Genomic DNA, 12,825 nt, shown 5'->3' on the forward strand with positions numbered 1-12,825 from the left:
GGCTAACTTTTTATGGCAACGAAAAAGAATACTCGCAAACGTCGAGTAAAAAAGAATATTGAATCTGGAGTAGCACATATCCATTCAACATTCAACAATACTCTTGTTATGATTACAGATCCCCAAGGTAACGCAGTTGCTTGGTCATCTGCTGGTGCTCTTGGATTTAAGGGTAGTCGTAAGTCTACACCTTTTGCCGCACAAATGGCATCAGAAGCTGCTGCTAAAGCAGCTATGGAACATGGTATGAAGAATGTTGAAGTTGCTGTTAAGGGACCTGGTTCAGGTCGTGAAGCTGCTATTCGTGCACTACAAGCTACTGGGCTTGAAGTAAGTGCAATTCGTGATGTTACACCAGTTCCTCATAATGGATCTCGTCCTCCAAAGCGCCGTCGTGTATAGAGTTCGGTTCTGTTTGAGGGCAAACTTTATAATGCATTCAAAATCGAAATGCAGACTGCGTTTTGAAAGGGGTAAAAATTAGAATGATCGAATTTGAGAAGCCAAAAATTCATAAAATTGACGAAAATGACAATTATGGCCGATTTGTTATTGAACCCTTAGAACGGGGATATGGTACAACGCTTGGTAATTCACTTCGTCGTATCCTATTATCATCATTGCCAGGAGCAGCTATTACTAGCGTTCAAATTGATAGTGTCTTACATGAATTCTCAACCATTGAAGGTGTTGTAGAAGACGTAACACAAATTATTTTGAATCTTAAGAAGGTTTCGTTGAAGATTGAATCTGATGAAGATAAAACATTAGAAATCAATGTTGCGGGACCTGCTAATGTAACTGCTGGCGATATTATGGGAGACGGTGACGTAGTGATTCTTAATCCTGAGTTACCAATCTGTACTGTAGCTGAAGGTACTACATTCCATGCAGTACTCACTGCTGACACTGGCCGTGGATATACATCTGCGGACGAAAACAAGGCTCGAAAGGTTGATATGCCAATCGGTGTATTACCAATCGATTCTATTTATACCCCAATTGAACGTGTTAATTATCAAGTTGAAAATACTCGTGTTGGTCAACGAGACGACTATGATAAACTTACGCTCGATATTTGGACTGATGGTTCTATCACTCCTAGTGAGGCAACAAGTTTATCTGCTAAAATTTTAACAGAACACCTTGCAATCTTTGTTAACCTTAATGATCAGGCTAAAGAGACTGAAATTATGGTTGAAAAAGAAGAAACTCACAAGGAAAAAATGCTTGAAATGACAATTGAAGAATTAGATCTTTCGGTCCGTTCATACAATTGCTTAAAACGAGCAGGTATTAACAGTGTTCAAGAATTAACTGACCGCACTGATGCTCAAATGATGAAAGTTCGTAATCTTGGACGTAAGTCATTGGTTGAAATCCAAGAGAAACTTAGTTTATTGGGCTTAGGTTTCCGTTCAGAAGACTAATCATAAGGAGGGTTCCCATAGATGAGTTATCGTAAATTAGGTCGTACAAGCTCCCAACGTAAAGCGTTGCTTCGCGATCTCACAACAGAATTAATTGTTAACGAAAAGATCGTTACTACTGAAGCACGCGCTAAGGAAGTTCGTTCTACTACTGAAAAAATGATCACATTGGGTAAACGTGGCGACTTGCATGCACGTCGTCAAGCTGCAGCATTCGTTCGTAATGTTGTTGCTGATGTTACTGAAGATGGTGAGGACGTAAAAGTTTCTTCAGCACTTCAAAAATTGTTTGCTGATTTAGCTCCACGTTATGCTGATCGTAAAGGTGGATATACTCGTATCTACAAGACGATGCCACGCCGTGGAGACGGTGCCCCAATGGTTGTTTTAGAATTAGTTGATTAATTAATTTAAAACGATTTTAATAATAACAAAATCTATCACTTAAGATAATGGTAGGGTGTTACGATGTTGGAGAAATCCTAGTCTAGCCCACGGCGAGTTTTTAACTTGCTATCATTATCTTCAGTGATTTTTTTTGTATAGAATGATAGAATTAAGTCCATATTGTTTAGGGAGATAAGAGACTTTGAATAACATTATTGACGTAAAAAATCTTACATACAAATATGCAAATAGTGGTGACAAAAAAGCACTTGATAATGTTTCGCTCTCTATTGAAAAGGGCAGTTGGACTTCAATTGTTGGGCATAATGGGAGTGGGAAGAGTACCTTAGCACGTTCAATTGATGGATTGATGTCATATAACGAGGGTGTAATTAATGTAGATGGAATTATTTTATCCGATGATACAGTTTGGGACATTCGTAAGAAAATTGGTATGATTTTCCAAAATCCTGACAATCAATTTGTTGGAGCAACGGTCGAAGATGATGTCGCATTTGGCTTAGAAAATTTAGGCATTGAAACTGACAAGATGCATAAGATTGTCAATAATGTCTTAAAAAAAGTTCGAATGGAAGATTTTAAAGAGAGACAACCTGACCAATTATCTGGTGGACAAAAGCAACGAGTAGCTATCGCTGGGGTGTTAGCTTCAAAACCTGAAATCATTATCTTAGATGAAGCTACAAGCATGCTTGATCCTCAAGGACGCTATGAAATAATTAATTTAATTAATGAAATTCACCAGGAAAATGATATTACGGTCATTTCTATAACGCACGATGTAAGTGAGGCTATGCTATCAGATCATGTCATTGTCTTAAATGATGGTAAAATCGTCGAATCTGGTGCTCCTAAAAAAGTATTTAATGATGATGAAATGTTAAAGTTAACCGGTTTAGAAAAACCATTTAATGCACATTTATTTGATGCCTTAGTCGAACAAGGAATTCATCCTCCAGTAGAATTACGAATGGACGAAAATGATTTGGAGGAATGGCTATGTCAATTGCTTTTGAAAGCGTAGATTTTGTTTACCAAGCGCATACTCCGTTTGAAAATCTATCTTTAAGAAACATTAATTTAACGATTCCTGATGGATCATATACTGCTATTATTGGTCATACGGGAAGTGGCAAGTCGACGCTGATTCAACATGTTAATGGACTCTTACGACCAACCAAGGGCTTGGTCAATGTCGATGGACAAATAATTAATGCTAATACTAAAAATAAACAATTAGTTTCCTTACGCCAACATGTAGGGATTGTTTTTCAATTTCCTGAAAGCCAACTTTTTGCTGAAACGGTAGTTGATGATGTTAAGTTTGGGCCATTGAACTTTGGAGTATCAGATACAGAAGCTACGAATCGAGCCAAAGATGCATTACAAAAAGTTAAGCTACCAGAAGAATTTTGGCAGAAGTCACCGTTTGAACTTTCTGGTGGACAAATGCGAAGAGTAGCAATTGCAGGTGTGTTGGCAACTAATCCTAAAATCCTTATTTTAGATGAACCGACCGCTGGATTAGACCCTCAAGGAAGATTTGAAATGATGGAACTTTTTAATGAATTACATCATAAAGAGCAACTTACCATTCTATTAGTAACCCATCAAATGGATGATGTGGCAAATTATGCAGATAATGTCATTGTGATGGATGGAGGACAGATTGTTAAGAATGGTGCTCCGGTTGAAGTTTTTCGAGACACTAAGTGGCTAATAAAACATCAACTAGGATTACCTAAAGCAGCAAATTTTGCCATTAAGTTAGCTGATAGGGGAGTTAAATTTGATAAAATGCCACTTGATATTAGTGGTCTAGTACATCAGATTGTTAATGTCAAAGATAGGAGGCCAAGTCATGAATAAAATTCTATTTGGTCGTTATGTCCCCGGCACCTCATTTGTACATCGAATGGATCCGCGCGCTAAATTGATTTTGAGTTTGATCTATATTGTGGCTGTTTTTATGGCTAATTCATGGTCAGCATATGTGGTTAGTTTTATAATTGCTTTGACTATCATTGCTTCATCAGGAATAGCCCCTAAATTCTTCTGGGACGGCGTTAAACCATTAATTGGAGTAATTCTATTAACCGTTGTGATTCAGGTCTTCTTCGGCGTCGGAGGGCACGTCTATTGGCATTGGGGAATATTATCTATCACGAGTGATGGTCTGTTAAATGCTGTTTACATTGCAATCCGATTTGTCCTGATTATTCTGGTATCAACGGTATTAACTTTATCAACATCACCACTAGAGATATCAGGAGCAATCGAGTCACTTTTTATGCCACTTAAAAAGATTCATTTTCCTGTTTATGAAATGGCGTTAATGCTATCAATTGCATTAAGATTTGTTCCAACATTAATAGACGAGACAGAAAAAATCTTGAATGCTCAACGCTCAAGAGGAGCTAACTTTAGTTCGGGATCAATTATGGCCAGATTAAAAAAGTTAGTTTCAATATTGATTCCTCTTTTTGAAAGTGCGTTTAATCGGGCTGAAGAATTAGCTACAGCGATGGAATCTCGTGGCTACCAGGGTGGCGAAGGCCGCAGTAAGTATCGAGTTTTAAATTATACAAAAAATGACATAATAGGTACGATATTCATGATGGCTTCTGTAGCATTGATTATGGTACTCAGAAATTGGAGTTAGTAATGCGATATAAAATAATATTAGCCTATGACGGGACTAATTTTGCAGGTTTTCAAATGCAACCTAATCAGCGAACTGTGGAAGGGGTCTTAAAAAGAATAGTTAATAAAATAGCTAAAAACCCAACCCCGGAAATTTCAGTTTATGGATCAGGACGTACAGATGCTGGAGTACATGCTTTGGGACAAGTGGTTCATTTTGATTTATCCATTGAAATGACAGAACGAAGCATGCTACATGCATTAAATAGTCAATTACCATTAGATATGCAAGTAAAAAAGGTTGAAATAGTCGATGAAACATTTCATGCGCGTTTTACCACACATGGTAAAAAGTATCAGTATCGAATGGCTTTGGGACAATTCGTAGACCCGTTTAAAAGAAATTATACAGGTCACTGGAAGTTCCCCATTAATATTGGGTTAATCCAAAAAGCGATTAAAGATTTAGAAGGTACTCATGATTTTTCAAGTTTTGTTGCATCAGGGAGTACTGTAAAAGATCATGTTCGAACCATTTATAAAGCTAAAGTACGGGAAGATAAAAAACAAAATGAAATCGTGTTTGAATTTTACGGCAATGGCTTCTTGTACAACATGGTTCGAATTATGGTGGCAGTTTTAGTTGAAATAGGTAGTAAACGTCGTCCAGCAGATGATATACCACGTCTCTTTGAAGTTAAGGACCGAAATCAGGCCCGGGGAACAGCACCTGCTAGCGGGCTATATTTAAAAGAAGTAGATTATTAGATTTTTGATTGACTTTAATAGGGACTGTTAATATAATGGAAGTTGGTATTGTTTACCTCCACAAAATAAGCCCCGGAAACTTATTAAAGTTGAGTTAAACAAAACAGAAATTGGAGGAAATTCAAGTGCGTACAACATATTTGGCTAAACCAGGTGAAGTAGAACGTAAATGGTACATCGTTGATGCTACAGACATTCCTTTGGGACGTCTTTCAACAGTAGTTGCATCTATTTTGCGTGGTAAGAACAAACCAACATTCACTCCTAATGTGGATACAGGTGACTTCGTTATCGTTATCAATGCTGAAAAAATTAAATTAACTGGTCGTAAGGCTACTGGTAAGATTTACTATCACCATACATTACATCCAGGTGGTATTAAGTCTAAGACTGCTGGTGAAATGCGTGAAAAGACACCTGAACGTTTGATTGAAACATCAATTAAGGGTATGCTTCCACACAACACTCTTGGTCGTAAGCAAGCTTTGAAGTTGCATGTTTATGCAGGTTCAGAACATAACCAACAAGCTCAAAATCCAGAAAAGCTTGACATCACGAACTTAATTTAAGGAGGAATTGAATTTTGGCTGAAGCACAATATCGCGGCACTGGCCGTCGTAAAAACTCCGTTGCTCGTGTACGTCTTGTACCGGGAACCGGTAAAATCACAGTAAATGATCGTCCAATCGAAGAATACATTCCATTTGCAAACTTACGTCAAGTAGTTGTACAACCATTTGGTGTAACTGAAACAAACGGTAACTATGACGTTATTGCTAACGTTAATGGTGGTGGATTCTCAGGACAATCTGGAGCTATCCGTCATGGTATCGCTCGTGCACTTTTGGATGTTGATCCTGATTTCCGTGCACCTTTGAAGAAAGCTGGTCTTCTTACACGTGACCCTCGTATGAAGGAACGTAAGAAATACGGTCTTAAGAAAGCTCGTAAGGCAGCTCAATTCTCAAAACGTTAATATTTATATTTTCGTTCAAAACACTTTCCTTTGGGAGAGTGTTTTTTTGTGGTCTTAAAATGGTAGTACAAAAAAAGACCCCTTAAATTTAATTTAAGGGATCCTTTTATTATAGAAAGTATTAGACGTGTTTACGTCCAAATAGTTTGGCTAATCCTAGACTGGAAAGGGCTAAGCCAATAAGTCCGATAATAGACATTTTACCGTTTTGTTGGTTTTCACCTGTTTGAGGTAGTTGGCTTTGATTGAACGTACTTGCAGCAACTTGTGCCGGAGTTACAGTCTGATTATTAGTCTTGTAGACTACGTTTTGAGTAACAGGGGAACTCTTAGTATTATTGGCTACTGCTGTATTTTCAACATTATTATTTTGAGTATTTTCTGTGATATCGACTGTGTTATTTAAATCCTTTGTATCAGATTGACTAGGAACAACATCATCAGAGTGATTGTTGCTATCAGAATTATTGTTGGTGTCTGATGTATCTTCACTGTTGTTAGTATTTGTATCATCGTCACTAGTATTAGTATCGTCAGAATCATTGTTGTCGATATCAGCATCACCAGTATTAGTATCATCAGAATTATCATTGTTTTCTGCAGCCGCTTTAGCATCTGCTAAGTTCTTTTCATCTTTAGCTAATTTAGCTTGTAAGTCTTTTAATTGATCTTGCAATTGTGCAATTTTGGCTTCAGATGTAGCGATTGATGATTGGTTATCAGCAAGAGCCTTCTTAGCGTTAGCTAAATCTTGGTTTAATTGTTTAGCCTTAGCTTGGTCATTCTTCAAAGTAGCTTTGGCTTGGTTATAAGCAGCTAATTGATCAGCATATTGGGTTGTAACATCAGCTAAAGCCTGTTTTGCGTCTGCTAATTTAGTCTTGGCATCATTTAGATTAGATTTAGCTGTTTCAAGTTTTGTAGTTGCGTTAGCTAAGTTAGTCTTAGCATCGTTCAAATTGTTTGTTGCATTGTTGTAAGCATCATTAGCTTGGTTATAAGCTTTATTAGCACTAGTTAATTGGGCTAAAGCTTGGTTGTAATCATTGACAGCGTTTGTGTAAGCAGGGTTGGTTTCAATAGTATCAGTACCATTGTTCGTATAACCGGTTTTTTGATGCTTCATTAATTCAGAAGCAAATGAACTATGACCATCTGAGCCCGTGGAAACAGCAATACCACCATTCCATACATTAGAGTTGTTTTCTTTCCAAAAATCAAAGATACTTTCATTGCCGGAAGATTGATGTCCATATCCGAAGTAATAAGTTACATCTTCTTCGTCACTATATATATTATGACCATCAACACTATTCGGGTTCATTAAAATGGCTTGGCGATGATAGTTACCTGGTCCATCATCAAAAGCCATAGCCGTTAACATTTGTAAAACAGATACTTTAGCCGCTAACATAGTATCTTCAGCTCCGAAAAAGAATCCCAGGTTTTGAGCCGCAAATTTAGTTCCATCATGGTTTCCAGCAATTGAATCAAATGTGTACTTATTCCAATCGGCTTGAGAAATATTATTTCCAATCAGACTATGATCATCAGTAATACCGTTTTTATTACGGATTGCAATATCACCGGCTGCCATCTTTTGAGTATTATCACTCATAATCATTGGTGAAAGGCCATATTGTTTACGAAGACTATTAATTAATCCTAAGGCATATTGACCTAATTCATTGATTTGATTCTGAGTCAAATTATTTATATCGATTTTCTTAGATTTATCATTTTTTGAATCATATACATACCATGAAGAACCGTAGTAAGCAACATCGTCAGTATGACCATCTTTAGGATCTAATAAAGTATCAGGTAGACTTGCTTCGCTGTCTATAACATTACCCTTATCATATGTACCTGGTTTAACTGGTGTAGCGTCATGATGAACTTTAGTTGTCTTGTTCGTATTATCAACTTTATTCTTAGCTGCATCAGCTTGATCTTGAGCATCGGTCTTATTTTTAGCAGCGTCATCTTTAGCAGTTTTCGCTTGGTCAGCTTTGTTAGATGCATTATCGACATCCTTTTGAGCTTGATTCTTATCAGTAGTAGTTTGATTGACAGCATCTTGGGCTTTATCAGTGTTATTTTGAGCCTGTTGTTCAGCATCTTCTTTATCTTGATAGTCAGTAGGGACAGCGTCATCGACGGCACTCTTATCTTTATCAACTTGATCATTAGCTTTATCAGCATCAGCTTGAGCTTGGTCTACATCGGATTGTTTTCCAGCTGTTTGATCGGTTAATATATCGTGATTAGCTTGTTCATCAGTTGTATTCTTTTGATTTTGTGTGATGTCGGCGTTGTCTTGATCGACATCCTTCTGAGCATCATCAATAGCAGCTTGTTGAGCAGGAGTAGCGCTGGTTACTTTTTGTTCATCTTTTTGAGTAGATGATAGATTAGTATCATTGTTCAACTCGGCAGCATGGGCATTAGGAGTAGTCATAGCTACGGTAGAAGCAAGTGTAATTACTCCGATTCCTGCGAATAGCCAATTTTTACCAGCCTTATACATTTTGTAATGGTTCTTTTGATCGTGATAGTCTTTACGCAATTTTTATATCCTCCAAAAAGTTTAAGTAATAAAGTAAATATGTAATAATTCCTTTTAAAGATTCCTTATATAAGATTATATCACGCAAGAAATTATTACACTGTAAAAAGTTTGATATGCAATATAAATGTAAATATGTTTGATTTTTGACACAAAAAAGCCCTTAATTGCCACTGCACAACAGCAATTAAGGGTTATTGATTGCAGTAATAATAGAAGTAATTAAATTAATTTTGAAAAGTAAGTTGGGGGGCTTACTTTCTCACCTCGAACAGTATTACTGCAACATTAGAATTTATTTTAATTTTAAGCCATCGGAAGCTAAGTTATGTTCAATAGTCCTAGTGTTATCAACACTTGTAACTTCACCAGATTTAGAAAGGTCGATACTGTCGATGTTTAACTTGTTGTTTTTTAACTTAATATCATGAATGATTGCTTCGACTGTTTCATCATCAAGATCTGCATCATTACTCTTCATATTGTAAATAGCGGTGATCGTGAATGTGTTATCGTCTTTAACGTCATCTTCATCATCAATAGTAACATGCTCGCTAGAAGTGTCGTCCTCACCTCCGATGTAGTAATCTTCGTCATGTGTTAGATACAAACTGACAAAATTAGGAGTGTAATCGTCGTTGCCGTCATTGTAATCATCGATCATATCAGAAACGGCTGATTCAACGTCGCTCACATTAGAGATAGACTTATCTACTAAACCAGTGACTTTGTAGTTAAGAGTATGTGAACCAGCGTAAACTTTTTTACCATTAGGATCTTTAAATACAGAAGATGGTAATTTGATTTTTACGCTATCTCCGTTGCTTAAAGAGCCATTATTTTTAACTGCAATCTCTATACCGTCGAATACAGAACTCGTAGTTATGTTTTTACCTGTAATTGAAAGTGAACCTTTACCATCAGTACCGACAGCTTTGATTTTTAACTTATCAAATATTTTTTGAGTAGAAACTGTCTTAGCTTTCTTAAGTCCTTTAACGGTTACAATCTTTTTACCATCTCTAAATGGTAAATGTTCTGGGTCATTATTTTTAACATAAACGTCAATTTTATCTCCATTTTTTAGATGTTCAGATTTACTAAGTTTAACTTTTAATGAATTTAATTCAGAAAAGGATTGCGTAATCTTTTGTTGGTCAGAAGTTGAAAGACTACCATAATTAAAATTAGATGGACTGCTAATAATTTTTTTTGCGATATCGGTCCTGACACCGTTCAATTTGAAGATACGTAAAGCAGTATCATTTAAAAATTTATCTTTTTTCTTGATTTCGGCTGTACCTTCACCATTGTAACCAGAAAATTTAACGTCCATTTGTGAAATGATATTGTTTTGATGATACTCGTACGTAGTTTTGGCACCAAAACCAGCAACAATTAGAATTGCAATTGTAATGACCCATTTTTTATATTTTTTTAGAAATGCTGTAAGTTGTTCCATGTGTTCCTCCGTTTTGTTTTTTACCATTCAGACGCGTCGTAGTTGAGAACTGGTGCTCTACTATCGAAAATCGTAAAATCATCTGATGAGTTAAATTTTTCTCCAATTTTATCTTTTGAATAATAATGGAGATAAATGGTTTGAGACTCGTTGGTGATAGGAACTTTAGTTTCTACTGCGTAATCATTAGGTCCAAGTGATTTACAAGAAGAAACAGTGTATTTGTAGCAATCCGTGTAAGTTTCTCCAAGTAGGATGGAGTTAGACGTAGCATGAAATAATTTTGCGTATTCGTATTTTTTACCATCGGATTCAGTTTTAAAAGAATCAGTTTTCTTCCATTTCCCAATGAATTTAGCAGGGACGCTTTGGATCGTACTAGAAGAATCATTATCATTAGACGATGTTGATGCTGTAGCATTTGGACGAGTAACAGTCTGATATTCAGGTGCATCGACATCATGAAGATTAGTAAATTTACCGCCATCTAAAGTACCGAATTCAGCATGAATTTTAACTTGATTTGATCCGAATAGAGTTAGAGTAAAGTAATTGATACCTTTCGCATCAGCATAAGCTGAGATAACTAGTTTATGATTATCATTGCTAACAAGTTGCGGACTATCATTTATATAATCCTTATATACGCTCTGCTGCAAAATTTGCATACCCTCATCAAAAGTAAGGGGACTAGTGGTTGTACTTTGATCTTGAGAGGACTCTTCCTCGCTACTACTTGAAGATGATGAACTAGAAGGTGAGGTACTTTCAGAAGTATGTGACTTTGAAGTTTTAGCACTGCTAGATAAATCGTTCGCAGTGTTCCCATTAACAGTTGATTTACAAGATGCTAGAAGAAGAATACTCAGCCCAGTTACTAGTAAAAGTGAAATTTTTTTAAACATGAGATTAAGCTCCTTAGTTATTTTATCTGTTCAAGTTGAATTGTTGCATGAGCAGTTTTCGTAGTGATGTTGTTGTACTCATATGCGTTTTCGTCTACTGCGCTATCGTCCTCGTATTTATAAGTAATATCTCCAGTAATAATTTTTCCGCCTTTTGAGCTTTTAAGGTTTTTAAGATGAGCTATATCGCCATGACTTGGAGTATCATCAGAATATCCGGAACTCAATGTGATGCTATTTTTAGCAGCAGTGTATGATGAAGAATCATTTTCACGAGCACTATCAATTAAATCGGAGAGATCAGAGAAATCTTCATCTAGGTCACTCCCTTCTTTATAGGTGTTATCAGCAAAAATTAAGACGCCACACTGTTTGACTGTATCTCCAGATTTATCGGGCCCAGTAACCATTACTTTATATGTATGATTTTTAATAACCTGACTAACTTGATTATGTTGATGATATGTGTAAAAAATTATCCCGAGTAAAACAATAATGGCTCCAATTATTATTTTCTTGTATTTTTTAATAAATTCTGAGTTTAATTTTTCCATGTTTTTCTTCTCCTTGAAATAGGGTGAATTGGTACCTATAATGATGAAATTTATCAATTTATGATTTAGTTGCATTTGTTATATTTACTATCTGTTGTCAAATTAAATCCCTCTAAACTACCGGTCTAGAGGGATATTACATGATTAGATAATCATAGGTTTAAATTAGTTATGCTTACGCTTTGAAATTGAAATAAGGCCTAAGCTAGATAATGCTAAACCGATCATACCAAGTAATGATATTTCTTGATTTGAAGTTTGATCACCCGTTTGTGGCAGTTGTTTTTGATTAATCGTCTTTGCCGCTACTTGAGCAGGTGTTATTGTGCTACTATTTCGTGAATTTACGAAAGATAAGTTATTTGTAGTAGCATCATTATCTCGAATATCGGAATCATCAATACCATTTGTAGTTAACTCAGAATTGGTACTAAAACTATGATCTGAATCGTTGCTATTAGTATCTGAACCGCTATTGTTGACATTTGATCCACCATTATCGGAGCGAGAGTGGTTGGTATCTTGATTGGTGTTCGAATTATCACTATTGTTATCAGTATTAGAACCAGAATTATTATTATCCGATTCATTATTATCAGTATCAGAACCGTTATTATGGTTATCGTTTGATCCGGAATTATTGTTATCTGGATCGGTGTTTGAATTGCCACCGTTGTTATCAGAGCCAGAATTGTTATTGTCTGATCCATTATTGTCAGAACCAGAGTTGTTGTCAGTATCAGAACCGTTATTATGGTTGTCATCTGAGCCAGAGTTATTGTTGTCTGGGTCAGTATTTGAGTCATCACCATTATTGTCAGTGTCTGAACCATTATTTTCGGCAGCAGCCTTAGCGTCGGCTAAAGTCTTTTCGTCCTTAGCTAGCTTAGCTTGCAATTGAGCTAATTGGTCTTTCAAACTCTTGATCTTAGCATCAGAAGTAGCGATCGCAGATTGATTATCAGCAAGTGCTTGCTTAGCGTTAGCAAGGTCTTTAGCTAATTGGGCTGCTTTAGCCTGATCAGCTTCAAGCGTTGCTTTAGCAGCGTTATAAGCATTTAATTGGTCGCCGTATTGGGCAGTAGCATCAGCGAGGGCTTTTTCGGCATT

The 12,825-nt window shown here is 36.3% G+C and carries 14 protein-coding genes; 9 read left to right on the forward strand and 5 right to left on the reverse strand.

The features are described 5' to 3' along the window. Positions 1–12: 12 nt before the first annotated feature. From rpsK to rpsI, 9 genes are all read left to right on the forward strand, one after another. Entirely contained in the window at positions 13–402 is a 390-nt protein-coding gene (gene rpsK, locus IV86_RS04095) for a 30S ribosomal protein S11 (RefSeq protein WP_002833351.1), read from the forward strand. Between the two features lie 83 nt (positions 403–485). Then, entirely contained in the window at positions 486–1,430 is a 945-nt protein-coding gene (locus IV86_RS04100) for a DNA-directed RNA polymerase subunit alpha (protein WP_002833352.1), read from the forward strand. Between the two features lie 21 nt (positions 1,431–1,451). Beyond that, positions 1,452–1,835, forward strand: a complete 384-nt coding sequence (rplQ, locus tag IV86_RS04105; RefSeq protein ID WP_002833353.1) for a 50S ribosomal protein L17 — start codon at positions 1,452–1,454, stop codon at positions 1,833–1,835. Between the two features lie 184 nt (positions 1,836–2,019). Continuing rightward, positions 2,020–2,862: an energy-coupling factor transporter ATPase gene (locus IV86_RS04110; RefSeq protein ID WP_002833354.1), complete on the forward strand. Its 843-nt coding sequence runs from the start codon at positions 2,020–2,022 to the stop codon at positions 2,860–2,862. Then, positions 2,838–3,707 carry an energy-coupling factor ABC transporter ATP-binding protein gene (locus tag IV86_RS04115; RefSeq protein ID WP_002833355.1) on the forward strand — a complete coding sequence of 290 codons (870 nt, stop codon included), beginning with the start codon at positions 2,838–2,840 and terminating at the stop codon, positions 3,705–3,707. Before IV86_RS04110 ends, IV86_RS04115 begins: the two co-directional genes overlap by 25 nt. Beyond that, entirely contained in the window at positions 3,700–4,500 is an 801-nt protein-coding gene (locus IV86_RS04120; protein ID WP_056979371.1) for an energy-coupling factor transporter transmembrane component T family protein, read from the forward strand. Before IV86_RS04115 ends, IV86_RS04120 begins: the two co-directional genes overlap by 8 nt. Before the next feature lie 2 nt (positions 4,501–4,502). After that, on the forward strand, positions 4,503–5,249 hold the full coding sequence (truA, locus tag IV86_RS04125) for a tRNA pseudouridine(38-40) synthase TruA (RefSeq protein WP_029258101.1): 747 nt from the start codon (positions 4,503–4,505) through the stop codon (positions 5,247–5,249). A gap of 125 nt (positions 5,250–5,374) precedes the next feature. After that, positions 5,375–5,818 (forward strand): 50S ribosomal protein L13, encoded by a 444-nt coding sequence (gene rplM / locus IV86_RS04130; RefSeq protein ID WP_002833358.1) that lies wholly within the window; start codon positions 5,375–5,377, stop codon positions 5,816–5,818. 14 nt (positions 5,819–5,832) lie between these two features. Beyond that, positions 5,833–6,225: a 30S ribosomal protein S9 gene (rpsI, locus tag IV86_RS04135; protein WP_002833359.1), complete on the forward strand. Its 393-nt coding sequence runs from the start codon at positions 5,833–5,835 to the stop codon at positions 6,223–6,225. 121 nt (positions 6,226–6,346) lie between these two features. On the opposite strand, the gene IV86_RS04140 is transcribed toward rpsI, so the two are convergent. The 5 genes from IV86_RS04140 to IV86_RS08830 all read right to left on the reverse strand — a co-directional run bounded on the left by IV86_RS04140 (position 6,347) and on the right by IV86_RS08830 (position 12,633). Continuing rightward, the gene (locus IV86_RS04140; RefSeq protein WP_056979372.1) at positions 6,347–8,794 is read right to left on the reverse strand and encodes an SEC10/PgrA surface exclusion domain-containing protein; all 2,448 of its coding nucleotides are present in this window, start codon (positions 8,792–8,794) and stop codon (positions 6,347–6,349) included. A 295-nt stretch (positions 8,795–9,089) separates the two neighbouring features. After that, positions 9,090–10,256, reverse strand: coding sequence for a hypothetical protein (locus tag IV86_RS04145; protein ID WP_036673011.1), 1,167 nt, complete (start codon positions 10,254–10,256; stop codon positions 9,090–9,092). Positions 10,257–10,276: 20 nt separating this feature from the next. Further along, positions 10,277–11,161 carry a hypothetical protein gene (locus IV86_RS04150; RefSeq protein WP_056979373.1) on the reverse strand — a complete coding sequence of 295 codons (885 nt, stop codon included), beginning with the start codon at positions 11,159–11,161 and terminating at the stop codon, positions 10,277–10,279. A gap of 17 nt (positions 11,162–11,178) precedes the next feature. Continuing rightward, entirely contained in the window at positions 11,179–11,715 is a 537-nt protein-coding gene (locus IV86_RS04155; protein ID WP_002833363.1) for a hypothetical protein, read from the reverse strand. Between the two features lie 165 nt (positions 11,716–11,880). Then, on the reverse strand, positions 11,881–12,633 hold the full coding sequence (locus IV86_RS08830; protein WP_056979374.1) for an LPXTG cell wall anchor domain-containing protein: 753 nt from the start codon (positions 12,631–12,633) through the stop codon (positions 11,881–11,883). Positions 12,634–12,825: the final 192 nt, after the last annotated feature.

Source organism: Pediococcus pentosaceus, from assembly GCF_001437285.1.
GTDB lineage: Bacteria > Bacillota > Bacilli > Lactobacillales > Lactobacillaceae > Pediococcus > Pediococcus pentosaceus.